Here is a 23,424-nt window from a genome sequence, read left to right as displayed (position 1 = left end):
TAGTCGTTATGAGGTTATCTATGGAATTTGAATTCCCGAAAGGTTTTTGGTGGGGAAGCGCGTCATCAGCTACACAGTCTGAAGGTTCTACTAATGATGGTGGGAAAAAACAAAATATATGGGATCATTGGTTTAGTTTAGAACCTAATCGATTCCATGGTCAAATTGGACCAAGTGAAACATCAACTTTCTATAAGAATTATCGTGACGATATTCTTTTAATGAAGAGAATTGGCCATAACAGTTTTCGTACATCTATCTCTTGGTCTCGATTGATGCCTGATGGTGAAAATATCAATGATGAGGCAGTTAAATTTTATAATGATGTTATTAATGAATTAATTGAGAGTGATATTGAGCCAGTCTTCGGTCTTTTCCATTTTGACATGCCACTGTATTGGCAAAATCAGGGTGGATGGGAAAGTAGACATACTGTTATTGGCTATGAAAAATACGCTAGAGCTTGTTTTGCCCTTTTTGGTGACAGGGTTAAAAACTGGATGACATTTAATGAGCCTGTTGTTGTCGTTGAAGGTGGATATCTATATGATTTTCATTACCCAAACAAAGTTAATTTTAAAAGTGCCGCTCAGGTTGCATTTCATATGATGCTGGCACACAGTTTTGCGGTAAAAGCATATAAAGGTATGGCACAAAGTGGGAGAATTGGTATTGTTCTAAACTTAACACCTTCCTATCCACGCTCTGATAATGAACAAGATTTGAAGGCATCTTTTTTTGCTGATTTATTTTTTAATCGTTCATTTTTGGATCCGGCAATACATGGACAGTATCCTCAAGAATTAATTGATATATTAAAAGAGCATGATCAGTTGCCTATTTGTGAACCTGGTGATTTAGATTCCTTAAGGGAAGGAAAGGTTGATTTTCTCGGGATTAATTATTATCAACCGCGAAGAGTAAAAGCTCGGTCGACGGCTATTAATCCAGAATCACCATTCATGCCCGATTGGTTTTTTGAAAATTATGAAATGCCTGGTCGTAAAATGAATATATATCGTGGATGGGAGATTTATGAAAAAGGAATCTACGATATATTGATAAATCTACGTGATAACTACGGAAATATCCCTTGTTATATATCAGAGAATGGTATGGGGGTAGAAAATGAAGAAAGATTTATTTCTGATAGTGGACAAATCGATGACCATTATCGAATTGATTTTATTAGAGAACACTTAAAATGGATACATCGAGCAATCGGTGAAGGATCACAGTGTCATGGCTACCATCTATGGACTTTCATTGATAACTGGTCGTGGATGAATGCTTATAAGAATCGCTATGGTTTTATTAGTTTAGATATAAATTCACAAGTTCGTACAATTAAAAAAAGTGGTGAATGGTTCGCAGACGTTTCGACAAACAACGGATTTTAACGAGGATTATATGTTAGATGCTGAAGAAGCTGTAATGGGCATTATTGTCAATGCTGGTCACTCAAGAAGTTTATGCTACGAAGCATTACAGTGCGCCAAAGCGGGTGATTTCGAAAAGGCGAATTCATTGCTTAAGATGGCCGTTGTGGCAGGAAAAGAAGCTCATATTATACAAACCAAATTGATTGAAGAGGATGAGGGCATGGGTAAAACACCTATGACACTTGTGATGGTTCATGCTCAAGATCATTTGATGACATCCATTCTTTGCCGAGAAATAATTACCGAACTGATAGAGCTCTATCAGAGTAACACTGATTAATTGTATTCTCTTTGGCTTAATCTGACAGCTCTCGGGTATTTATCCAAGTGTCTGTCAGATTATATCTGGCTTAAATATATTTCAACCTGGTAGTCCTTTTCATCAAGTCATGTTTCCATCGGTATTCGACCACTAGATATTTGTTATCTATAGAGTGTGTTGTATTTATATAGTTGCGATATTCTGTAAGAAATTTTTCTATATTTTTATTGGGATGGCTGAAATGTGCGCGTGCCAGCGGTAGAATCATAGCTAACAACCTCTTTCATTTCATAATGAAAGAAGTTGTTAATTTAAAAGATGAGAATACATCTTAAGCGAATGATAATGCAAAGAGCGATGCCTAGGTAATAGTCTAATGAAATACATATACCTACTAGCAGCGCTCTGTCAGAGCGAGTCAAGTGTACAAAATTATCTGTAGAGTATATATCAAAAAAACACTGCTATTGGCTGAACTATTCCAGAAAATCAGCCATGAATTAATGAATATAAATATTTATATTATTTATATTTTTTGTTAGCCCTGAAGTAAAAAACAGTTTTTGAATCTGTCATGACGCAACAATAACTAAGTCAGCATTTACAGCAATGTAGACCATAACAATCATATAAGAGTGGATGATCCTATGAAGCGTGATGTATTAGCTAATTCTGTAAGACTTGCCGTTCTCTCCACACCGGTCATTATAACCGTATTTATTTCCTCCGCTCAGGCGGCTGGCTCCTGTAACTCAGCCGACTCGACGACCTATGTTTGCTCTGGGAGTGAAACAAATGGTATAGGGCTCACCGGGTCATCGCTGTCGGTTTCTACAGCTCCCGGATTCGATATAGATACCACGGATAAGAGTGCTATCGAACTGACTAACAGTGGTGGTGACCTAGTATTTAAGGATGATAATCAGTCAAAGATCGTCGGTAGCGATGTTGGGATTACCGCCATTAATGATGATAATGCCGCGAGTATGGTCATGAGCACCAGTGGCCATGTGAAGGGGGGGGGCGATGCTGTTTCTGCCCAAAATAATGGCTCTGGGACGACTACTATTACAACAACAGGCACTATCAGTGGCGGAAGTGTGGGTATTAATGTCGTTAATGGTAACAATACCAAAGGATTAACGATTTCCTCTGGCGCAGAGCTAGGCGTTGGACAGGATGGGATTAATACCACGAACAATGGCTCCGGGGCTAGTTCTATCACAACAACAGGCATTATCAATGGTGGTAGATACGGGATTTATGCCAATAATGCGGCTACTGCCACGGATATCACAATTAACGGCAGTGGTGACATCAATGTCGGAGATGATGGGATTCATACCATTAACAAGGGAACTGGAGCTACAGCTATTAGCGCATCAGGCAATATAGGTAGTGGCAAACACGGGATTTATGCCAGTAATGATTCCAATTCCACTGATATGACGATTAACAGCAGTGCTAATATTGGTGTCGGGGAGAACGGCATTAATACTACGAATAATGGTTCTGGGATGACCTACATCACCTCATCAGGCACCCTATCCGGAGCAAACGGAATTAATGCCGTTAATGGCAGTAGCGCTACGGATCTGGCGATTAACGTCAGTGGTGATATCTCGAGCTGGGGTAACGGAATTTATGCCGAGAACAATGGCGGCGGGGAGACCTCAATCATCAACACTGCCAGGATTCAAGGCCCTTCCTATGGTTACGCCATTATTACTCAGGGAAGAGCCAGCGCCATCACGAATGCTGACCGTATTATTGGTAAAATTCAGTTAGGAAACGAAGGAAATATCTTCACCAATGCTAATGGCGCTACATGGGATATGTCAGACGGCATCAGTGAATTCGGTACAGGTGAAAATACCCTTGTTAACACGGGTACCCTGATTACTGCCAACGGATCTTCCACTGACAATGTGCAGACGACCACGCTTAACCATGTAGGAACTTTCACTCACTCAGGTCGCCTGACGATGGCGAACGAACGTGCCGGCGATACTACAGTTATTAACGGCAACTACATTGGTAATGGTGGCACGTTGATCTTTGATACCGTCTTGGGTGGCGATAACTCTGTAACAGATAAATTGATCATTAACGGTAATACCTTCGGCACATCTTCTGTCCTTTTTAATAACATTGGCGGAGTAGGATCTAAAACATTGAATGGTATTGAGATTATTTCCGTTAATGGTCAATCCGACGGAGTCTTTATTCAGGATAGTCGTATTGTAGCCGGAGCCTATGATTACTCATTGGTTCGTGGGCAGGGAAGTAACTCCAGCAACTGGTATCTGAATAGTTGGCAAGAACAGGATAGTGCTGCTCAAGTAATGCGTCCAGAATCTAGCACCTATGCTGCAAATTTAGCGGTGGCTAACAATGTATTCACCATGCATCTTCATGACTTAATCGGGGAAACTCAGTATACCGATGCTCTGACAGGTGAGAAGAAAGTCACTAGCATGTGGTTACGTAATGAAGGGGGTCATACCCGTTCACGGGATAGCAGTGGTCAACTGAAAACACTCGCTAATCGCTATGTCATGCAAATTGGGGGGGATATTACTCAATGGAGCTCAAGCACTGATGACCGCTACCATCTCGGTGTTATGGTCGGCTATGCAAATAGCAAAAATAAAACAACATCGAGTGTCAACGGCTACCATGCCAATGGCTCCGTCATTGGCTACAGCACGGGGGTATACGGTACTTGGTATGCCAGTAATATGGATAAGATTGGAGCATATGTAGGTACTCTGGCTCAGTACAACTGGTTTAAAAACCGGGTAAGTGGTGAAGAGATGAGCAGTGAGTCCTATAACTCGCAGGGTATAACTGCATCTCTGGAAAGCGGTTATACCTTTCGTTTGGACCAGACTGAAGACGGACTGAAGTCGTACTTCATCCAGCCTAAAGCTACATTTACCTGGATGGGTGTGAAGGCCGATAAACATACAGAATTAAACGGTACCGAAATTTCCGGAAAAGGGAATGGTAATATCCAGACCCGTCTGGGTGCGAAAACTTACATTGGTGATAATAGTAAAACTAATGATGGTCAGAATGATAACTTCCGACCGTTCGCGGAAGTAAACTGGATACATAACACGCGTGACTTTGCTAGCGTTATGGATGGCGTAGTGGTGAAACAGGCTGGTACAGCGAACACTACTGAATTGAAAGTGGGTACAGAAGGTCAGTTTAGTAAGCTGTTTGGTGTTTGGGGTAATGTAGCTCTGCAGTTAGGTGATAAGGGCTATAGCGATACATCAGTGATGCTGGGTGGAAAGTACAGTTTTTGATTGGATTGTGGCTGAATAACGGGAAGGTTCCTGAACAAGCTCTATCGCATTAAAAGTTCTAACAGGCAAATGTGAGTTCAACGGGTCGAGACAATGAATGTACCCTTAAAAAAGAAGCCGTTGCTACGAAACGAAGAACTCGCATTTACTGCACCTTAGAACAAGAAGCACATTACTGTGCTGTAAAAGTAGATAAGGACACATAAGACAGATCTTTTAGATAGCTAATCAAATGCCCTGAATTATGTAAATTTTTTCCGGTCGAGAAACATATCCGATGTTTAAAAGTAAACACTATAAATAATTTGCCAATCTTGATCTCCTCTCAGTATCCGTACCAGGCTAAATCCGAAATTCGGACCTTTTTGGTTACTTCGGACAAATTCTGCCGGAGTCTGGCTATTTAGTGATGAATACGGGCGAAAGCCAGCCTTTCAGGTGTCTGGCGGTCACATGGGTTGAGCCCTTCGAGGCAGTAAATACGATATATTTTCTTACTGCTAACCAACAAGCCTTCACGGCGCAGAAAAACATGAATGCGCTGCTCCGTATTTTCAGCAATTTCCCGTAGTCCATAATAGATGTATAGAGCTAGCTCCATTTTGACAGATTTCACCAATCCCCCTCTACCCTTATATATGGGTACATGGTTGTTAGCTACAGTCATATGAAGTGAAGCGAGCCAGCATGGAAATTCATGGAAATTTTTAAATACGGCGAATCAGGTCATTGCATATCCGTGAGCTGATGTGCTCCCGTTGATTAACACACTCCGATGTTAGTAATGTTTTCATAAACCACATGAGGACATCCCACATTCCAAATTAGCCACTAACCGTAAATGACACCGTGAAATCAGAAGTTCTTATCCAGTGAAAGGCTGATATTTCTCTGATGATAGTCGTAAAAGTCGATGTTACTGTTTACCCGTTTATAGGTAAAATTTAACTTGGGCATGAGACCAAGCATATCGAAATCACGGTGCCAGACGGCTAAGCTGTAATACTGCTCATTATCACGGCGGCGCGATAAGAAAATATCGTTATTACCTTCGTAAAAACGGCGGGAAAATACTCCCATCCCCGAGAACGATATTTTCAACGGGAGATCAACCTGCAGTCCGGTACGTAAGCCGATTCGATGGTTACTTTCACCTTGGGTTAGCGTCTGCTGCTCCAGTAAATCTACTCCGCCCAACAGAGACACTCGCGAATTAAAGGTGTGGGAAAGCGTGGTAGATGAAAGCCTATTATGACCGCGCAAAAAAACATAATCGCTGTTGTCGTAACCGAGTTTCTGATATTCCGGCGCCTGGCTTATCTGCCAGCGGGGAGAAAGGAGATAACTGTATTCTGCACGTATACCGGGTCCGGATGAATAGCTTTCGGTGCCATACCAGCGCTGCTCATAAAATGGTAAAACGGAAAATAATGTACGAAAATCACGCCAATGATAGCCGACGTAAACACGCCCGGTTATGTCATCAAAGCGATGATTATTCCAGTAGCTTTTGCTATAAATCGTGCCAATAAAACGCAAGCCGTGATGATTATACAGCGTCATATCTTTTTGCAACGCGCCACTGAACTGTGCACCCTCGCCGCGTTGCGGAAGACTGTCTTTATTACGGATAAATAAATGATCGCCAATACGTGTACAGTATCATCTGAAGAAGCATTATTTACATTACTATCGTTGAGATAGCTAATGCTAAACATTCCCCTAAGTGGACTACCCTGTTGAATAAGCTCCAGATATTTCGTAATGCTCTGCTGAATATTCTCTGGTGGATTGCTGCTTAATACCCTGCGGAACTGATACTCCGCAGCATCAGTCTGACGATTTTCATACATTGCACGTGCCATTTCCAGGCGCACAGCATTAAAATCAGGATGTGCGCTTAAGATGGCACGATAGTGCTTAATAGCCTGATCATAGTGGCCTTCGCTGCGTGCCAAGCCTCCTCGCGCAAAGTGAATCAGCATCATATCGGGTTGTAAAGAAACGGAGTAAACCGGCAAAATTGCGCGAACGACAGGCCATTGACCCTCCCGAACGGCCTGATCCAGCATCACCTTAGCTAATTCAGGTTGCGACAAGAGATCGGCATTATTAATCCGGTTTGCAGAATGACTGTCGTTGGCGAAGTTTGTAGGTGCTAATCGGTCTAACTGACTCGCTGCCGGGAGGTAATTGGTTTCAGATGGTGCAGCAAAAATTGCTCTGACCGGGCACAGTAGTCCCAGTATAGCTAAAACCCGAAATTTCATAAGTGATACCATCAAAGAAAAACAGGCCAGACTAGCTGGCCGTAAAGATTATTGTCAGACTGCACCAAACGACGTATTTTTAGTTGGATCGTTAAACTGGGCAATTCCGCCCAACTCTTCGGCTGCCGGACCATTGAAATGGCCGATGAAAGTGCCGTTCTGGCCACCAGACTGTGCATCACCGCTAAAACCGCCATTACTGATCTTGCCTTGCATCGCAACTGCACTGCCGTAATCATCTCTTGCGGAGATGTTTCCAATAATGGTTTTCGCCCCAAAATCAACGTTGAAGGTGGCATCACTCCGGGTGCTTTCGCGCATACTGCTACCGATATAGGTGGCTGTTCCCTGCGTCGGTACATTTGCCGCCAGAGTGGCATCCCTAAAACCTGGCGTGATAACTTTAAGGATTAATTATAATCACCAACTGTTTTTATAACATCGAGCTATCTCATGAATACGTAAATAAGCCACAGCTTCACGACATTTCATCGGCTCACTGATTAAGTTCTCTACAGGTAAATTCTGACCCTTAGTCGTTTATTATAAATCTCCTGATAGTTTCCAAACAGATCAATGCGATCGAGAATATGCGAGACTTTAATATCAGAAATCGAGAAGACAATGGTTATAGCCAGGCACCCCTTCTACATTGGGATTGCCTCATGTAGATTACTAACATTGGGATATAGTAATTCATGGCGGCATGGTTATATCCTGTCAGGGTACTACTATACACTTTGATATTTTCATCGCGTGGAAGCAAAGGAATAATCACTCCTACTTGAATATTCTGGTGCTTTTGCCAGAGTCTTTACTTTGAAAGTATCTGATGACAGTTCAATTCTATCTCGGTCCTTATGCAAGGATATAATTATAACTAACCATATATATATCGCCAATATAACGCACCGACTATACCAAGAACACCAATATTTAATGTTATACTAATAACAAAGTACTCTCTAAATGGTTGTTTTTTCGTTTTATGTCTAAATATCTCCTGTCCACATAGCGCAGCAGGCCAGCCTCCAGCAAAGCCGAAAAACAACAGAGTAGACTCAGAGACCCTACGAAAATTATTTTTAGCTGCGTATTTGTCCATGCCGTAAACGAGGAAGGTTAATATATTAACTAAAAGCAACCAAGTTATTAGTGAGTAGTGCTGCGAGAGACTACCTACAACAGCCAGTGCAAAAAAATGCGACATGAAAAAGTAATATTCATACCAGTATACACACTTACCCTTATTTAAAATCTAATTCTCTTTGATAATTACAAGCCAATTTATAATGAAAGTTTCGGAATAACACTCACTATGTAATTGGTCAATATTATTTCTTTTTTAATTTTTATATAGGGGTTTATTATATTGACACGTGATTACATCCCAAATATATATTTTTATGTTATTTACATCTAAACTAGTGATTGGCTACGCATTAATTTGACTATATGATTTGCTTAATATCTTGTGTTTTAAAGCTAGCACGTTATTATTTTTTAATAATCAAATGAATTAATGATGTGATTTGAATTTCTTTCCTCGCTGCTCAATAATGTAGCTAACTATGGAATATAAAGATATTCCTAACGATATAATGGCTATGATTATCAAAACAAGTGAGTTCATATTCATGTTTAGTCTCCTTTCTGAATAAGAAGTTATCATAGTGGTTATCACTCCCCACAGAAAAAGATAATTAGCCTCAACACTGTTCTCTGCCAATCAAACGAAATGTTAATTATCTATTTATTAAACAGTATGTAAGTATCAATAAAAATAGTTTAAATAACAAACAATAACTCCCCGGAAATACTCGGAAAACTAATTCCTGATAGAGTACATACTTGCTTTATGATTTAAACTATCTCGTTTTTTAATTATGATTCTATCAGAGTGAAATGTCACGGTATTATCTGTGACACTATCTAATCACTGAGGCTTTTTCCTCTGGCATTCTTACACATGAACAGCCTCAACGATGCCCTTTGCTGTTAATCATTCACGCCTAACTTCATATAACTCCTATTATATGAAGATAGGATCCAGCGCAGGATCCTGCTATGCTGATGATCAGTCGGCGCAGCGGGTACATCATCTGTACAGAAATCAGGCGTCGCTACGTGAATTCTGAGAAAAAAACAGGGCAGTTGTACTGCAGAATTCACGTAGCAACACCAACCCAATACAAGGTTGAAAAGTATACGGCATGGATAAATTATCATCATCAACATTTCTTACTGTCACCAGTGAAAGTGATATCGCCGATCGTCTGCGAGAATTTGTCCAGGATAAAGAGGCCTTCTCTGAAAACACCTGGAATCAGCTCCTCAGCGTGATGCGGATCTGTGGGGCCTGGGCGGAAAAAAATGGGCGCCGTTTTTTACCTATGTCACCGGCTGATTTGCGTGACTATTTATTATGGTTACAGGTTTCCGGTCGGGCTTCATCAACCATCAGTACTCATGCCTCCCTGATTTCAATGTTACACCGTAACGCAGGGATTACATCGCCCAACGTTTCTCCCCTCGTTTTTCGGGCAGTAAAAAGAATTAATCGTACCGCTGTCATCAGTGGTGAACGCGCAGGCCAGGCAATACCCTTTCGTATTGGTGATCTTCTCGCACTCGATACATGCTGGTCAAAATCGGAGCGCTTACAGCAGACGCGTGATCTTGCTTTTCTGCATGTGGCTTATGCGACTTTATTACGTATCAGTGAGATAGGTCGTTTGCGCGTTCGTGAAATAAACCGCACTGCTGACGGACGTATTTTACTGGATGTCGCATGGACGAAAACCATTGTGATGACCGGAGGTCTTATCAAGGCCCTGGGTACGCTTTCATCCCAGCGACTAACAGAATGGCTAGAAGTTTCCGGGCTAATTAATGAGCCTGATGCGTTTATCTTCGGGCCGATACATCGAACAAATCGAGTTATGATCTTAACTGATAAGCCATTATCTACCCGGGCACTGGAAGATATTTTTGTCCGAGCGTGGATCGAAGCCGGTCCTGGAAAAGAAGTTCCATCAAACAAAAACCGCTATAGAATGTGGTCGGGGCACAGTACACGTGTTGGCGCGGCAGTTGATATGGCAATGAATAAATACAGCATAGCTCAGATCATGCAGGAAGGTACCTGGAAAAAACCGGAAACAGTTATGCGTTATATACGCCATATTGATGCTCACGAGGGAGCTATGGTTGATTTTATGGAACAACATATTAGTCGCAACGAGACCTGACACTGGATCTAGAAATATTCTAAGTTACCCATTTTTATATGAGTATCCACATCTGATAAGAAACAAAATTGATACATATTCTACGCATGAAACATGGAAAGTATTTATGTGAAACAGCTCGTCTGGAAGGAATAAATATAATGATGATAATCCACCTTTGCAACGAAAGTAAGTAATAAGCAGGATCTTTTACTTAAGACATAGCCAGTGACCAAATCGGCTGCGTGTAAAACTAACCAACTGATTTATTATCATTTTTTTGTAGAAAAACAAACTAAAAGACGCTTTATGAATCTTTTAGTTTATGGTAGTTGATGCTATTTTCTTCTTTTCCTTTGAGTACTTTTAATTGCCATATATGATGTCTCATATAGCGTTAAAAGCTTTCCCATTTGGCTATCTATAGCGTCATGTTTCTCGGGGTTTCTTAATTTCTGTAAAAGCTTTGAAATATATTTTGCTGGTAGCTTTATTATTAACGAATTATGAGATTGGTACATTTCCTTTGTCCAATCTAAATCTCTTCCTGATTTCAATAATTCACTCTCCTCTCTATTAATTATAAAACCTAATTTCCCATATGGTCCTGTTAAATATGATTGTAATTGTCTGTATTCAGATGGGCCTAATTCTTCAAAGTTTTTAGCATCAAAAACAACTTGTCTTGTTTTATAATCAGTTAAAACCCTTTTCCAAAAGTCAGACTTTCCACCATTGGTACCAATAATATCTCTTCTCTGAACCGCGTTACCATTCGGATGAGGTTTTATATCTGTAAGGTGAGATGCAAAAACTATTCTAAGAGCATCTACGCACCATTGCTCAAATTCGCTTGCTCCTTCATTTCCTGTCGGAATCTGATCTAAATGAGTAGTTATTTGGCCTATTGTTTTATTCCTAATAGTTGAGTTTTCTGAAACAACATTGATATCATATTCGTCATTTATTTCTTCGGCCTCCTCTGGAGCAAGCGCATTACGATTTAGATTGAGTCCAAGCCAGTAACATGGATGAATTAATAGTTTTTCATTACTTTCGAAGCCTTTATCTGGCGTTCTACCATCGTGACAGAATGAATATGATGAGGTGTTTTTATCGCGTATGCCAACAAAACCTACGCTATACAAACTTTGCAGGATTCCACTTGATTTCAATAGCTGGATTTCAGATGTTACTTTTGGGTCTTCATTTTCTTCAATTATTTCGAAAGATGATTCTATTTTTTTTAAGCATGTATAAACTGTTAACTCTGGTTCAATGCTACGAAATGCGCTTGTTATAACTTGTATTGAAGGGAATATCTTTTGATATTCTTTCCATAGATCTTCAAGCCTCGCCATAGAAATAGACTTAGCGGCGTATTCAAGGTCGGAACTGATAATTGTTTCTCTGTTTTCTCTGAATGCAGAGAAAAAAGCTTCATTTAATAATGACAGTAAATCTCTAGGGCGGTAAAGCGTAAATTGCAAACATCGCTTAAAGCCATTTCTTCCTTTAAGATCATCAGCAGTACATCTATCCCAAACTCGTTGATCTTTCTCAATATCTAGACCGAATGCAACTTTCATCCTTTTTGCTGATAACATCAGAAGTTGTGCCCAATCCCAATGTAGCCTTATGACCTGGCCCTCTATATTTCTAGAGTAATCAGGATCTTCCTTTGATAACGACCTAAATATATTATCTCTTAGGAAAATAATCGGCCGTATGTTTTTTGCTTTTTGATTTAATTCAATAGAAGCATATGCAAGACCAGCAATAATCCCTATTCCTATATTATCAGGTTCATATGCCTCATCAAGTTTATCCATCAATATGACAACTTTCCTGTCTGACCTTTCAAGAAGAGAAACTATTTTATTTTCTATATCAGATATATTTAAATTGAATGGAAGATCACCGATTGATTCTTCTGGTTTTTTTTCATCCAAATACTCCTTTGCTACAAGCCTACACTTCCTTAATATATCACCTTGAATAGAATTCCATTTCTTTAGGTGTTCATTTAATAAAGTTTCCGTTGTAATTTGAGATGATAATTTATAGTGCGAAGAAATATATGAAGCTATCTCCATTAACATAGCATATCGCCATAATAATCTTGTTGCTGCTCTGGCTAAATTAAACGATCCTGTGAATGGTTTCAACATAGATCTGAAACCAATGATTTGCGTGTCATCTGGTGAAAATCTAAGGATTAATATTTTCTTGTCTTTCTTCCAATGCTCATTAAGCTGAATGAATAAAGCACTTTTACCAGTTCCGCGTCTGCCGACAACGACTGTTCGATCATCTGTTTCAATTAACGTTCTAAAATCAGCAGTCTCAATAAATGCATTACTCAGCATTTTTCTATCATTTTCTGCTGTTGTATCACCAAATGGATTGGACTTTGAAGTAATATTTAATTCCATTTTCAACCTTCATATTATTGGCATGGGTATTGTTATTTTTTTTTAGTGTTAATAATGTCAGGAACAGTTTTATTCTAATATACCACTATAATGGTATAAATAGTAAAGACTAGATGTAACAGCCGTTAATTAAAACGGCTGGTTTGTATGGCTACCATTCTGCTTTTGTGTCAGATATCACATAAGGTTTCCAGTTTGGTGATGAACATGTGCTTCCCGGATAGTGAGGTGGAAACGTATTATCTTTAGGGTGCGCATTAACAGTAACTTCACGATTACATCTTGTACATTTATAAATTCCTGAGTGTGGAACTTCATCTCCAGCAGTAAACCTTTGACCAAAAAAATCTGAGCTCGCATTGGTTGAAAGTTCTTCCAAGGTAGATCTTTGTACTAGAGCCATTTCTTTCTCCCAGAAGTTACAGGGTTAAAAACCCATTGTTTTATATGGTTTTTATTAATGAATCTAATATAGTCGTATATGCAACGAATCTAATATTAGATCATATTGCTCTATTTTTTATATGAGAATGATATTTTTTAGTTAAATATCATCTAATGATAAATAAATCTATTTTCTGATTGAAATTTGATTTAAAACGCGATTGTTTGAGCTTTCGAAGAATGGAGCTTATTGGAGTCATCTATACTCAAGAGTAACATGTTGATACATAGACGGAAAATGCACTCTATAAGATTTCCTAACCATGGTAACAATCTTATGCCAGAACCATTACTAAATTAATTCTTACAGTTCAGCTAGAATTAGGGTTCAACATCGGTAACTATATTTAATATCAATAGCATAATTAGTTAACAATGGTAGCGCTTCCCGCTGGGAAAAGGAAAATATTACACGTTAATTTACTTACGCTTGTGCTTCACACACCGCGTAAGGCCGATACTGACCAGGAAAGTATCGATACATGTTCTGATTTACGGTAAATGTCGTTTATGGTTCATCTGTTGATGCAAAATACGAGCTATCAAAATATCTGCATCACGAATAGTATAAAAAATGGTATGTAGCTGAAATTCAATACGCATCACGCCGGAAATGGCCTGATATTCCCCTCCCATATCAGGCATTCCTGCCAGTGTTTTAAGAAATTCCTCAAGTGCGTCTGTATAGAGATCTGCCTGAGTTTCACCAAATGTTAAGAGCGTATAGTCATAAATTCCGGCGAAGTCGTCTGCTGCGTGTTCGGTGAGTTTATACACGATGTTTGTTTTTTCTTTGTGCAGCTATTTCCCGCAATGACAGAGAGCTTTCTCCGCTTTCCAGCCCGACAATAACTGCCCGGCGTACAACCTCATCGTTTGCTTCCTGTTGTTCCAGTAATCGCAGAGCAGAGCGCATCACTTCACTCGTAGAGCCGTAGCGACCACTTTCTATTAATCGACTGATAAACGAATCAAGTTGCTCACCAATTGTCACGCTTGTCGTTCTGGCCATAACGCCTCCTGTGTTAACTAATAACACAATACTAAAAATACTGGCTCATGGTGTCAATGAATTCCCTTTCCTTAACATAGTCCATCATCTGATAATAAGTTCACTGAACATACCACTGTGGCATGATCCCACCATCCGTTGTGATTAACTCTTACAGCCAGTACGTTGAATTCTGCTTTCTGCCAGGAGCGGAACTTTGTGATTCTGGAAGCACACCAAATGTTGTGGTCACTTCATACCAGCCGCGCAGTTGCAGAGAAGAGTGACAACTTTGAATGTCTGCTGGTACTGGTGGAGAAATACCTTCAAGGCTTTAGAATGGGAGCGCGACCGCATACTGATAGCCATGGTCCGCGCCGAGCAAATCGCACAAACAATTATAGAGAGGGCCGTCGGATGGAAAACGTATTGCTTAATGAGGGGATTATCACCATCTCGCAAGACAAATTGCCTCCTGAGTTCGTTGAATTTTTCCACACTATGCAAGAAACGGCACATGAGAAGCTGCAAAGGGCTGATAGAACTCTACGCAAGATCCATGGTCTGTTTAAAGCTATGCAGACCGCTGGGCAGCTGGCGTATGACCATCAGCAACTAGGCAAAGTTGAGTTTGAGGCTACCACCGAGTGGCTCCTAGAAAACTCATCCAGAACCACAGCTTTTATCGTGACCTATGGGCGACTATTCACCGAGAGCAAGGGCACGTACAAGATTGAACGAAGAAAGGTCCCGGATGAACTGGGCGATATTCATGATGAAGTCATGAGAATGCGTAACCAGCTCTATGCCCACAATGGTGACCACGAATCCATTAACACTTATCCGGAAATGGGGTTTGAGGGCCAATGGAACGAAAACGTACGTTAAGGAGATAATTCGTTGTTTAAATTGAAATTTAATGTTCTCATTTCTCCCTTCAGAATATCCTCCGGTAGCGTGAACGTATAATGCCCCAGCATATTGATATGCCCATGCATCAGTGGGGATAACCGGGCGATATCTTCATCCCCGGTTTCTTCCCCATGACTGCGCATCCAACTCAGTGCTTCTTGCATATAAAGTGTGTTCCACAGTACGACAGCATTGGTCACCAGGCCCAGTGCACCTAGTTGATCTTCCTGTCCTTCACGATAGCGCTTTCTGATCTCACCGCGTTGTCCGTAGCAGATTGCCCGCGCCACGGCATGGCGGCCTTCTCCCCGGTTGAGCTGCGTCAGGATCCGCCGACGATAATCTTCATCATCAATATAATTGAGAAGGTACAGCGTCTTGTTGACGCGCCCCACTTCCATGATCGCCTGTGCCAGTCCTGATGGGCGCGAGCTTTTGAGCAAAGAGCGAATGAGTTCTGAAGCATGGATGGTGCCCAGCTTTAGCGAACCGGCGGTTCGCATCATCTCATCCCACTGATTCTCCGCCTTCGACAGATCTGCACATCCCCGCGCCAGCGCATCCAGTGCACCGTAGTTTGCCGATTTATCCACTCGCCAGAATACCGCTTCGCCGGCATCGACAAGCCGGGGCGAAAACTGATATCCCAGCAGCCAGAACAGGCCAAAAATAATATCGCTGGTACCTGCAGTGTCTGTCATGATCTCAACCGGATTCAGCCCTGTCTGCTGCTCCAGAAGTCCTTCCAACACAAAAATGGAATCCCGCAATGTACCGGGTACCACAATGCCGTGAAACCCAGAGTACTGATCAGAGACGAAGTTGTACCAGGTGATACCACGTCCGGAGCCAAAATATTTTCTGTTAGGCCCGGAATTGACGGTTTTTACCGGTGTGACAAAGCGCATGCCGTCGGCTGACGCCACTTCGCCACCGCCCCAGTGACTGGCAAGCTCCAACGTAGACTGAAAATCAACCAGGCGGGCATTCGCACTGACCAGTGTTTCTGCCCGTAGATAATTCTGTTTCACCCAACTGAGCCGGTGGCGGGTCAGTGCCGGTATATTGTGCTTTATCAGCGGTTCCAGTCCGATATTGCAGGCTTCAGCCATCAGAACCGCACATAGGCTGACGTCCAGGTCCTGCGCCCGCGCTCCGGACTCACTGACATGCATAAATTCCCGTGTAAATCCTGTTCTGGCGTCTATTTCAAGCAGTAATTCCGTCAAATCAACCGGAGGAAGCAACTGTCTGACCCGACTGTTGAGGCAAAGCAACGACGGAGGCTCCTCCAGTTTCTCCAGACTACTGATAGTCAGGGAAGGATATTTACCGTCATTACAGACATGTACTTCCGCATTCCCTTCAAATCGGGATGCGACGGCTTTCCAGATTTCATCCAGCTGAACGGCCAGTTGCTGCACGCCTTTATGCCCATCGGTGGGATGTCCCTGCGCCCGACAAACAGGGATACGCTGAGCCTGCCACTCTTCACCCTGCAACAGCTTCTCTCGGGGATCACCCCAGCGATCGCTGTTTTCGAGCCAGATGTCCCGGCGGCGCAGTGCATCCTGAAGGCGTTCAAGCAAACACAACGAGTAACCGGCGCGTTGTATCCGGCCTTCCGTATCGTACACGAGGCGTTTCCAGGGGCCGGTGATGATATGTTCAGGCGCATCATCGAGTATGCGCTTTTTCGAGCTGTTCAGTTCGATCAGATAATGAATCGCGGCCAGAGTATGTTCTCCTGCTGGCGCAGCGCGGAAATGCAGATCCCGCAATACCGCTGGAAGAAAACGCTTAACCCGGCCGTACTGCTCCACCATTTCGTCATGGAAATTATTGTTCTGAGGGCGGGCAAGTTCATTAACCTTGCTGACGGATTCTGCCAACCTGCTTTTCGGTACGCAGCTGAAGATGGCCCACCTCAGGTCTGGATCATTGGCATTATCATCCAGCAACAGCGAACATGCCCGCGCCAGTAACAACGCAGCCCGATCAAGATCTTTCAGCGTCCTGAGTCGTATTTTCTGCCCGGTTTTCTTAGCCTCGCGGGTAATGTCCAGGATCAGCATATCGAGCACGTCAACAGCCTCATCCAGCGCTGTTATTTCCTGCGCTTTAACGAATGCAGTGAGTATGGCAAGCTTTCTCTGCTGTGGCATTCGCGCTATATATTTTACCGACGCCATGCCTGCATAACGCGCCAGATTACGCAGCTGTATCGCGGGCAGACCGGTAAAATTCAGTCGGGAAAACTCAAGGTTTCGCAGCCGGGTATATCGCTCCAGCGCTTCAGTAAACGCCGGTCCGCTGACAGTAACCGGACCTTTTTTCAAATGTTCCAGTGGCGATATCCGCTGACCTTCCGGAATTTCCAAAAGCTCCGTCACTCGAGCGGTCTGCCAGCTGTCCGGCAGCGCGGCCAACTTTTTCCACAGCCGCTGATTTGCCCGTTCGCGAATTTCACTGACGAGACGTACAAGTGTGGTTGCACCGGGCAGCAGTACCTTATTCTGAAGCAGCCACGCGGTGGCGAAATCAAACATTAAACCTGGACGCTCATTACTGAGCCATGCCCGGGTGTACAGCAGGCGCTTCAGGCGGAAAGACCAAGGGAAATCGCCAAATTCATTATAGCCGTAATATTCCTTAATTAACGCGGTATGCTCCCTGAGGGTGGTATCCCGTTCTGCATAACGAGAGAGGACTTCCGGACGTCGGATATTAAGCTGTGCAGCGACAAACTGCTGAATGCCCGGCAGAACCTCGGTTAAATCTGTTAAAAAGGTTCCCAGGAAACGGGCTGTAGTGAGCTGAAGCGCTATACCCAGCCGGTTATGCTTCCCGCGCCTCTGATTGATGAAAGCAAGATCCCGCTCATCAAGATGAAAATAACGGGCCAGCTGGACGTCGTTGGGTTCAGCCGCATAGCGTCCATAATTCTGCTCCTGCTCACTGGTCAGAAAATCAACGGGCATGTCAGCCTCCTTGCTTGAAGAACATTTTTAACAATTCCGTAACTGTACGAAATATTATAAATTATCAGACAACATAAAACGGTAGGCATGGACTGTCTATTAAATCGTATTTTTGCCATAATAGACGCAAGGCGTCTGATATTCGATTTAAGGTACATTTTTATGCGACTTTTTGGTTACGCACGGGTCTCAACCAGTCAGCAGTCCCTAGATATTCAAGTTGGGGCACTTAAGAACGCAGGGGTAAAAGCCAACCGTATTTTTACGGACAAGGCATCGGGAAGTTCAACTGCCCGAGAAGGACTTGAGCTGTTGCGCATGAAGGTGGAAGATGGAGACGTCATTCTGGTGAAGAAGCTAGATCGTCTTGGCCGTGACACTGCCGATATGATTCAACTAATAAAAGAATTCGATGCCTTGGGTGTGGCAGTCCGATTCATTGATGATGGGATCAGTACCGATGGTGAAATGGGGAAGATGATCGTCACCATTCTATCAGCAGTGGCACAAGCGGAACGTACTCGCATCCTTGAACGAACAAATGAAGGAAGACTCGAGGCCAAGTCTAAAGGAATTAAATTTGGCAGAAAACGGAAGATAGACAGGAATAAAATAAAAGTTATGCATGATAAAGGAACTGGAGCAACTGAAATAGCTAAGCATATGGGTATTGCGCGTTCAACCGTATATAAAATTATCAATTCAGAACGTTCACTAATCAATGATTAATTATCTTAAAACTGGCAAGGTGGAATTGTGAGAACCTTTGTTATAATTTGGACAATAGCTTTCATTGCGGTAATTGCTGTAATGTGTACAGTGGATCTTTCATCATATGTACCTTCAATTTACACCGTATTTAATAAAAACAAACCATTAGTAACTGGTATTATATATATACTATTAATGTCTATTTTTATATGGCTAATTGTAGCATTGTATCTTTTAAAAAAATACTCATTTAAAGTAGAGAAACTAAGTTTAGGCGGTGTTAATGTTCTGTTCAATGAAAGTGGTACGTTATATCGCAAAAGTATAAAAAATCACTTGGATACAAAAAGAGCCATCTTTAAGTTGAAGAAAAATGTAGACGCATTCGATGAAGTCATCTCATCATATTATCAGACATATCAATTTATTAGAGATGAAATGAAAATATTGAATCCAAAAAAAGATAATGAATTATATAATATTAGCAATGATATGCTAATGGTGTTGAATAAGTTTTTAACTAAAAATCAAAATAATTATAAAAGATGGTATAAATATATATCAGATAAGGATGAAGTTATTGACATTATAACTAATACACCATTAAAAGTTCACCTAACGCCTATAAATAAAATACAAAAACAATACTACAACCATAGTAAAATATGTAACGATTTTAAAGTAGTAAATGATTTTTTCTCATCACGGGTTCAACAAACATTTAACGTGAACACCACCAAATGGGATTGGTAACAAGTAAAGGGGAGTATTATACTCCCCTTTACTGTTTCTGCTAGCCATTACGCATTCTCATTGGGGTAGAAAAAACGTATTCGCACTTATCTTTATCTTGAAATGTTAACTCAATCATTTTTCTAAGGTTTTCTGGATTGTTGTGTATCTGATCCCAGTTAACTATTGATATATATGACTTTTCACTCATCAAGTTATCTATAATCCTTTCTGGCATATATGGATATCTTTCTTTATATGTTGTTCTGTCATTGATTGTTATCCACTCCGTTATATTAGGGTGAAATTCATTTTTTTCATTTTCACCATGACTGGCCCTAATGTAGTTTGTTCCTGTTGAAGGAAGATTTATAACAAAAACACCTGATTTACCGTTTTTGGGACTATCCCTCATGGATGAATATAATTCCCAATCAACATGCTTTCTGTTTTTAGTCTCAGTCCCAACAAGTAAAATAAGAACGGATGTATCACGTAAATATTCATCCCTTATTATTTCTCTGATCTTTTGAGGTTCTTCCTCATCATCAATGTCTCCAAGTGATACCGAGCGATTCACAAAAATATCAAAAACATCATTCATTTTTTCAAGTTCATTTTTGTACCATTGGTCATTAGCATGGTGGTAACTGATGAAAACTTTGTGCTTAGCCACGCCTTTTCCTCATTTATTCTCTGGTTTACGGATTTTACATCTTCATCCATACCGAGTGAAAGTCTTATAATTTATTCTTTCACACTAGGAGATACTCTCAACCACCGGATACAGTATAATCAAGGAAGTGGCTACATTCTTCCAATTCAAATGAAGAGAGCAGACTTACATGCAATTCATCCATAATGATCTTGGTCAAAGAAAAAGAGGGGAGATTGTTGAAATCACCCTCACCAGTGGTGCAAATGTTAGACTAATGGATAGTTCTAACTTCAGTAGTTATAAGAATGGCCGACGACATTCCTACATTGGTGGGTTAGCAAAGCGCTCCCCCATAAGGTTACAGATCCCTTCATCAGGCCATTGGCATATTGCTGTAGATATGCAGGGATTAAGGGGGAGTACTAGGGCTTCTGTTCGCGTTCTTCCAGGGGCTCTTCCTGAAATTCAGGATAGGCCGTTAAGCGAAGTTCCTAGTCTGGTAAGAGATAACAGACCACCGTCAACAGCACAGAGCGACGAGATACATGACGTATTTATTTCGCATGCCTCAGAGGATAAAGATGATTTTGTTCGCTCTCTGGCAAACTCATTAATCAGTCACGGCCTTAACGTATGGTATGACGAAATGACGTTAAGAATTGGTGACAGCCTTAGACAAAAAATAGACAAAGGTTTAGCAAACAGTCGTGTTGGGTTAGTAGTTTTGTCTCCGGCGTTTATAAGCAAAGGTTGGACAAATTATGAACTTGATGGAATCGTCACTCGTGCTATTTCTGGTGAGCAAATATTGCTTCCCATATGGCATAATATTACAAAACAAGAAGTTATCGATTTTAGCCCATCATTAGCAGACAAAGTTGCTCGTAGTACGGCAACTCATACAATCGATGAAATTGCTCATGAGATAGCCGAGCTATTGCATTCTCGTTGTTAATTTTTATCGAAATTCAAATAGCAAAACAAAAGGATCAATTAACGGTCCTTTTTCTATTTTTCATGAATATCAATAAATTACATTCTTAACGTACGTTTCCGTTCCATTGGCCCTCAAACCCCTATATTGATAATGTCTCAGGTACGACAATGAACCGACCTGAGCTGGTCAGACTTTTAGAAGATGCAGAACCAGGTGACGTAATTTTGATTGAACAGGTCGACAGACTTACTCGTTTGGATGACGCCGGTTGGGAGATACTCAGAAAACAAATTACCGATAAGCAGTTGGCCATAGTCAGTCTTGATCTACCGACCAGCTTCCTGGCATTATCCAGTTCCGTAAACGATAACTTCACCAGAAGCATGCTGAAGGCCGTAAATGGCATGATGCTAGATATGCTTGCCGCTATTGCTCGAAAAGATTATGAAGACCGGCGACGTCGTCAGGTTGAAGGAATAAACAAGGCAAAAGGGGAGGGCAGATATCGTGGCAGAGTTGCTGATGCCCAGAAGCATGAACTGATACGCACTTTACGTCTGGCTCATGGAAAGTCTTTACGTGAAACAGCTCGCCTGGCAGGCGTATCCAAAATGACAGTGATACGAGTTTGCAAAACTACAGAAGTTGAGAGAAGCGAATAGTGGCTCCTTCTACAAGATATCAAAGTCACTCTATTTGGGGAAAAAACAGATCTAATGCCGCCTGTTGAGGCGGCATTTCTTGCAGAGGGTTATGCCCCCATTAATGCCAGTCTTTCATTAATTGGCTGTATAATACCTGTGGCCAAGATTTGACGGCTTTCCCAGCGGTCATGCGCTGCCTGGGTATTTATCCAAAAATCCTCATCAGTTTCAAACAAAGCGGCCAGTGTAGCTGCTTCTGCCACGCTGATACGACGGGTATTGTTAACGATCTGCCCGACAACTTTACGCGACAGTCCCATTACCCGGCCAAGCTGCTCCTGGGTAATACCCATTGGTTTCAGAAATTCTTCGGAAAGCATTTCACCGACAGTGGTTGGTTCTGCAGATCTGGTATCCATTTTAGCCTCCTCAGTATTTATGTGGGTCCAAGTAAAGATCGTATGCATGTCCATCGCGCCAGCGGAAAATCAGCCTCCACTGGATTGACACTCGAATGCTTGACCATCCTTTCAAATTACCCGCCAGTCTTTCATAATTGTTGCTGCGCGGAGCGAAAAGTGACTTTTCCGTTGTAGCTGCCTCTATGATAGAAAGTTTTCGTCGTAACGAGTTTTCAATACTGGCTGGGATATCCCTGTTTCGCACATTATCAAAGTAAAAAATCCCGAGTGTCCCGTTGTCTCCATCCCTAAAACTACCGATCATCAAAGACCTCTTAATTATTTTACATGCAAGTAATGTACCCTAAAAGGGAACGCAATGCAACCATTTTGGTAGCCTTATGAGTCCTAAAAGGAGCTTTCATAGTGGTGTCCTTGTATAGAGAAGGTTAATTTTTGAATGCTCTGAATGAGAGTGATCTCATATGGAATATTTATCCAGGGCACTATCGAATCAAAGAAAGCGGCCCCCAAAAAGGCCGACACTGATTTTATGGCGGAGTGCGAGGATGTTGTCAGCGACGAGGGGCGATTTATCCTGTGAACAAAACCGATATGCTCGACACCAATATCCGTTTCTTCATCATGCGTGAGCAGCCGGAAGCCGTCATCAGGCGGCTGGAGCAGACTGTACTGCGTTGGTCTCTGCCATCACCTACGCAGAGATGCGCTTCGGGTCATCGGCAAGAAAGCCTCTCCCCGCCACCGACAGCTGGTTGAGATGTTCTGCGACCGCCTCGATGCAGTGCTGTCCTGGGATCGGGCTGCCGTGGATGCCACCACAGAGATAAAGGCGGCGCTCGCTGCAGCCGGGACACCCATTGGTCCGAACGACACCGAGATTGCCGGACATGCCTTCGCCGCCGGTGCTATCCTAGTGACGAATAATACGAGAGAGTTTGAGCGGGTGCAGAGTCTGATGCTGGAAGACTGGATAAAATGAAGACAACAGATTTTCTGTTTTGAGGATTAAAATATGCAATCTGGTCATGAACGT

General features: G+C 41.9%; 21 protein-coding genes and 3 pseudogenes. 11 read left to right on the top strand and 13 right to left on the bottom strand.

Annotated features, from left to right (window positions below):
- Nucleotides 1-20 precede the first annotated feature (20 nt).
- The 3 genes from M2387_RS24205 to M2387_RS24195 all read left to right on the top strand — a co-directional run bounded on the left by M2387_RS24205 (nt 21) and on the right by M2387_RS24195 (nt 5,021).
- A complete protein-coding gene (locus M2387_RS24205) occupies nt 21-1,400 on the top strand; it encodes a glycoside hydrolase family 1 protein (protein WP_310572799.1) in 1,380 nt (459 codons plus the stop codon).
- A gap of 10 nt (nt 1,401-1,410) precedes the next feature.
- Complete coding sequence (locus M2387_RS24200; protein WP_259053176.1) at nt 1,411-1,722, top strand: PTS lactose/cellobiose transporter subunit IIA; 312 nt, start codon at nt 1,411-1,413, stop codon at nt 1,720-1,722.
- A 629-nt stretch (nt 1,723-2,351) separates the two neighbouring features.
- A complete protein-coding gene (locus tag M2387_RS24195; protein ID WP_259053175.1) occupies nt 2,352-5,021 on the top strand; it encodes an autotransporter outer membrane beta-barrel domain-containing protein in 2,670 nt (889 codons plus the stop codon).
- 403 nt (nt 5,022-5,424) lie between these two features.
- On the opposite strand, the gene M2387_RS25980 is transcribed toward M2387_RS24195, so the two are convergent.
- The 6 genes from M2387_RS25980 to M2387_RS25975 form a co-directional block, all read right to left on the bottom strand.
- Nucleotides 5,425-5,637, bottom strand: coding sequence for a hypothetical protein (locus M2387_RS25980; RefSeq protein WP_409040382.1), 213 nt, complete (start codon nt 5,635-5,637; stop codon nt 5,425-5,427).
- A 239-nt stretch (nt 5,638-5,876) separates the two neighbouring features.
- The gene (locus M2387_RS24185; protein ID WP_259053174.1) at nt 5,877-6,584 is read right to left on the bottom strand and encodes a surface lipoprotein assembly modifier; all 708 of its coding nucleotides are present in this window, start codon (nt 6,582-6,584) and stop codon (nt 5,877-5,879) included.
- A complete protein-coding gene (locus M2387_RS24180; protein WP_259053173.1) occupies nt 6,581-7,291 on the bottom strand; it encodes a tetratricopeptide repeat protein in 711 nt (236 codons plus the stop codon). The genes M2387_RS24185 and M2387_RS24180 overlap by 4 nt, the downstream gene beginning before the upstream one ends.
- A gap of 54 nt (nt 7,292-7,345) precedes the next feature.
- A complete protein-coding gene (locus M2387_RS24175) occupies nt 7,346-7,663 on the bottom strand; it encodes a transferrin-binding protein-like solute binding protein (RefSeq protein WP_409040398.1) in 318 nt (105 codons plus the stop codon).
- 508 nt (nt 7,664-8,171) lie between these two features.
- Nucleotides 8,172-8,501, bottom strand: coding sequence for a DUF1294 domain-containing protein (locus tag M2387_RS24170; protein WP_259053171.1), 330 nt, complete (start codon nt 8,499-8,501; stop codon nt 8,172-8,174).
- Nucleotides 8,502-8,810: 309 nt separating this feature from the next.
- Nucleotides 8,811-8,924, bottom strand: a complete 114-nt coding sequence (locus M2387_RS25975; protein ID WP_409040396.1) for a small membrane protein — start codon at nt 8,922-8,924, stop codon at nt 8,811-8,813.
- A 580-nt stretch (nt 8,925-9,504) separates the two neighbouring features.
- Here M2387_RS25975 and M2387_RS24165 point away from each other — a divergent pair.
- Entirely contained in the window at nt 9,505-10,542 is a 1,038-nt protein-coding gene (locus tag M2387_RS24165; RefSeq protein WP_259053170.1) for a tyrosine-type recombinase/integrase, read from the top strand.
- Nucleotides 10,543-10,859: 317 nt separating this feature from the next.
- Here the strand turns inward: M2387_RS24165 and M2387_RS24160 are convergent, their stop codons facing one another.
- The 3 genes from M2387_RS24160 to M2387_RS24150 all read right to left on the bottom strand — a co-directional run bounded on the left by M2387_RS24160 (nt 10,860) and on the right by M2387_RS24150 (nt 14,412).
- Entirely contained in the window at nt 10,860-12,956 is a 2,097-nt protein-coding gene (locus M2387_RS24160; protein ID WP_259053169.1) for a P-loop ATPase, Sll1717 family, read from the bottom strand.
- 936 nt (nt 12,957-13,892) lie between these two features.
- Nucleotides 13,893-14,177 carry a type II toxin-antitoxin system RelE/ParE family toxin gene (locus M2387_RS24155; protein WP_259053168.1) on the bottom strand — a complete coding sequence of 95 codons (285 nt, stop codon included), beginning with the start codon at nt 14,175-14,177 and terminating at the stop codon, nt 13,893-13,895.
- Nucleotides 14,170-14,412: a type II toxin-antitoxin system ParD family antitoxin gene (locus M2387_RS24150; protein WP_259053166.1), complete on the bottom strand. Its 243-nt coding sequence runs from the start codon at nt 14,410-14,412 to the stop codon at nt 14,170-14,172. Before M2387_RS24150 ends, M2387_RS24155 begins: the two co-directional genes overlap by 8 nt.
- A 198-nt stretch (nt 14,413-14,610) precedes the next feature.
- On the opposite strand from M2387_RS24150, the gene M2387_RS24145 reads away from it, so the two are divergent.
- Nucleotides 14,611-15,279, top strand: coding sequence for a hypothetical protein (locus M2387_RS24145; RefSeq protein WP_259053165.1), 669 nt, complete (start codon nt 14,611-14,613; stop codon nt 15,277-15,279).
- Here M2387_RS24145 and M2387_RS24140 read toward each other — a convergent pair.
- Complete coding sequence (locus M2387_RS24140; RefSeq protein WP_259053164.1) at nt 15,276-18,284, bottom strand: Tn3 family transposase; 3,009 nt, start codon at nt 18,282-18,284, stop codon at nt 15,276-15,278. The genes M2387_RS24145 and M2387_RS24140 overlap by 4 nt on opposite strands.
- 162 nt (nt 18,285-18,446) lie before the next feature.
- On the opposite strand from M2387_RS24140, the gene M2387_RS24135 reads away from it, so the two are divergent.
- Together M2387_RS24135 and M2387_RS24130 are read left to right on the top strand one after the other, a co-directional pair.
- Nucleotides 18,447-19,013, top strand: coding sequence for a recombinase family protein (locus M2387_RS24135; RefSeq protein ID WP_259053163.1), 567 nt, complete (start codon nt 18,447-18,449; stop codon nt 19,011-19,013).
- Between the two features lie 27 nt (nt 19,014-19,040).
- Nucleotides 19,041-19,748 carry a major royal jelly family protein gene (locus M2387_RS24130; protein WP_259053162.1) on the top strand — a complete coding sequence of 236 codons (708 nt, stop codon included), beginning with the start codon at nt 19,041-19,043 and terminating at the stop codon, nt 19,746-19,748.
- Nucleotides 19,749-19,788: 40 nt separating this feature from the next.
- Here the strand turns inward: M2387_RS24130 and M2387_RS24125 are convergent, their stop codons facing one another.
- Entirely contained in the window at nt 19,789-20,403 is a 615-nt protein-coding gene (locus M2387_RS24125) for a TIR domain-containing protein (RefSeq protein WP_259053161.1), read from the bottom strand.
- 169 nt (nt 20,404-20,572) lie between these two features.
- Here M2387_RS24125 and M2387_RS24120 point away from each other — a divergent pair, with 169 nt between their 5' ends.
- Both M2387_RS24120 and M2387_RS24115 read left to right on the top strand, forming a co-directional pair.
- A complete protein-coding gene (locus M2387_RS24120) occupies nt 20,573-21,340 on the top strand; it encodes a DUF1883 domain-containing protein (RefSeq protein WP_259053160.1) in 768 nt (255 codons plus the stop codon).
- A gap of 122 nt (nt 21,341-21,462) precedes the next feature.
- Nucleotides 21,463-21,984, top strand: a pseudogene (locus M2387_RS24115) (recombinase family protein); the annotation flags it as partial.
- A gap of 89 nt (nt 21,985-22,073) precedes the next feature.
- Here the strand turns inward: M2387_RS24115 and M2387_RS24110 are convergent.
- Entirely contained in the window at nt 22,074-22,385 is a 312-nt protein-coding gene (locus tag M2387_RS24110; protein ID WP_259053159.1) for a HigA family addiction module antitoxin, read from the bottom strand.
- 10 nt (nt 22,386-22,395) lie between these two features.
- Nucleotides 22,396-22,692 carry a type II toxin-antitoxin system RelE/ParE family toxin gene (locus M2387_RS24105; protein ID WP_259053158.1) on the bottom strand — a complete coding sequence of 99 codons (297 nt, stop codon included), beginning with the start codon at nt 22,690-22,692 and terminating at the stop codon, nt 22,396-22,398.
- Between the two features lie 189 nt (nt 22,693-22,881).
- On the opposite strand from M2387_RS24105, the pseudogene M2387_RS24100 reads away from it, so the two are divergent.
- Both M2387_RS24100 and M2387_RS24095 read left to right on the top strand, forming a co-directional pair.
- Nucleotides 22,882-22,971 (top strand): annotated as a pseudogene (locus M2387_RS24100) (type II toxin-antitoxin system VapB family antitoxin); the annotation flags it as partial.
- Nucleotides 22,968-23,370: pseudogene (locus M2387_RS24095) on the top strand (PIN domain-containing protein). The pseudogenes M2387_RS24100 and M2387_RS24095, both read left to right, overlap by 4 nt.
- The last annotated feature ends 54 nt before the right edge of the window (nt 23,371-23,424 follow it).

Origin of the sequence: Klebsiella sp. BIGb0407, assembly GCF_024807845.1 — a bacterium.
GTDB lineage: Bacteria > Pseudomonadota > Gammaproteobacteria > Enterobacterales > Enterobacteriaceae > JGM124.
This window is presented reverse-complemented; position numbering and strand designations above follow the sequence as displayed.

Coding starts and splice junctions, on each gene's coding strand:
- M2387_RS24205 (WP_310572799.1), top strand. CDS start 21: ATGGAATTTGAATTCCCGAAAGGTTTTTGGTGGGGAAGCGCGTCATCA.
- M2387_RS24200 (WP_259053176.1), top strand. CDS start 1,411: ATGTTAGATGCTGAAGAAGCTGTAATGGGCATTATTGTCAATGCTGGT.
- M2387_RS24195 (WP_259053175.1), top strand. CDS start 2,352: ATGAAGCGTGATGTATTAGCTAATTCTGTAAGACTTGCCGTTCTCTCC.
- M2387_RS24185 (WP_259053174.1), bottom strand. CDS start 6,584: ATGACGCTGTATAATCATCACGGCTTGCGTTTTATTGGCACGATTTAT.
- M2387_RS24180 (WP_259053173.1), bottom strand. CDS start 7,291: ATGAAATTTCGGGTTTTAGCTATACTGGGACTACTGTGCCCGGTCAGA.
- M2387_RS24170 (WP_259053171.1), bottom strand. CDS start 8,501: ATGTCGCATTTTTTTGCACTGGCTGTTGTAGGTAGTCTCTCGCAGCAC.
- M2387_RS25975 (WP_409040396.1), bottom strand. CDS start 8,924: ATGAACTCACTTGTTTTGATAATCATAGCCATTATATCGTTAGGAATA.
- M2387_RS24165 (WP_259053170.1), top strand. CDS start 9,505: ATGGATAAATTATCATCATCAACATTTCTTACTGTCACCAGTGAAAGT.
- M2387_RS24160 (WP_259053169.1), bottom strand. CDS start 12,956: ATGGAATTAAATATTACTTCAAAGTCCAATCCATTTGGTGATACAACA.
- M2387_RS24150 (WP_259053166.1), bottom strand. CDS start 14,412: ATGGCCAGAACGACAAGCGTGACAATTGGTGAGCAACTTGATTCGTTT.
- M2387_RS24140 (WP_259053164.1), bottom strand. CDS start 18,284: ATGCCCGTTGATTTTCTGACCAGTGAGCAGGAGCAGAATTATGGACGC.
- M2387_RS24135 (WP_259053163.1), top strand. CDS start 18,447: ATGCGACTTTTTGGTTACGCACGGGTCTCAACCAGTCAGCAGTCCCTA.
- M2387_RS24120 (WP_259053160.1), top strand. CDS start 20,573: ATGCAATTCATCCATAATGATCTTGGTCAAAGAAAAAGAGGGGAGATT.
- M2387_RS24110 (WP_259053159.1), bottom strand. CDS start 22,385: ATGGATACCAGATCTGCAGAACCAACCACTGTCGGTGAAATGCTTTCC.
- M2387_RS24105 (WP_259053158.1), bottom strand. CDS start 22,692: ATGATCGGTAGTTTTAGGGATGGAGACAACGGGACACTCGGGATTTTT.